This is a genomic window from Frankia gtarii, assembly GCF_025403375.1.
Taxonomy (GTDB): Bacteria; Actinomycetota; Actinomycetes; order Frankiales; family Frankiaceae; genus Frankia; species Frankia gtarii.
This window is the reverse complement of the sequence record NZ_JAMPTM010000572.1, coordinates 1-943: the sequence shown is the minus strand read 5'-3', so window position 1 is coordinate 943 and position 943 is coordinate 1. Positions and strand designations below refer to the sequence as shown.

Below are 943 nucleotides of genomic sequence, written 5' to 3'. Positions count from 1 at the left end.
GATCGGGGTGGTCGGGCTCGGCACCATGGGGGCCGGGATCGCCGAGGTGCTGGCCCGGGCCGGGCTCGACGTCGTCGGCGTCGAACGGGACGCCGAAGCGCTGGCCCAGGGGAACGCGCGGATCGAGCGTTCCCTGAACCGGGCGGCCCGGCACGGCCGCCTGGCCGACGCCGACCGCGGTGACCTGCTCGGCCGGCTGAGCCTTGGCACCGAACTCGCCGCGGTGGCCGGCTGCGACCTGGTGATCGAGGCCGTCGACGAACGGCTCGACGTCAAGACCGCGCTGTTCGCCCGGCTCGACGAGGTCTGCCCGCCGGCGACCGTCCTCGCGACGAACACGAGCTCCCTGTCCGTGACGGAGCTCGCCGCGGGCACCGGTCGCTCGGCGCGGGTGCTCGGCATGCACTGGTTCAACCCGGCTCCGGTGATGGGCCTGGTCGAGGTCGTCCGCACGGTGGTGACCGACCCCGATGCCCTGGCCGCGGTGGTCTCGCTGGTGGGCGCGGTCGGCAAGACGGCCGTCGTCGCCGCGGACCGGGCCGGGTTCATCGTCAACGCGCTGCTGTTCGGCTACCTCAACAACGCGGTGCGGATGGTCGAGGCGCGCTTCGCCACCCGGGAGGACATCGACGCCGCGATGCGGCTCGGCTGCGGTCACCCGATGGGGCCGCTGGCCCTGCTGGACCTCATCGGCCTCGACGCCGCGCACGCCATCCTCGCGTCGATGTACGACCAGACCCGCGATCACCTGCATGCCCCGGCGCCGCTGCTGGGCCAGCTCGTCGCGGCCGGCCTGCTGGGCCGCAAGACCGGCCGCGGCTTCTACACGTACCCGGGGACGGACACCACCGAGGTGGTTCCCCGGGGCCCCGGCAGGGCGGACCCCGGTGCGGTCAGGGAGCCCGGCGGGACGGCTGGTGGGGAGGGCGCAGCTGGTGGGGAG

1 protein-coding gene is annotated in these 943 nt (G+C 74.7%); it reads left to right on the top strand.

What is annotated here, in order from left to right:
- Position 1: 1 nt before the first annotated feature.
- Positions 2-943 (top strand): 3-hydroxyacyl-CoA dehydrogenase family protein (locus NBZ83_RS32355; protein WP_261576539.1); only part of this gene is annotated, 942 nt, incomplete at its 3' end.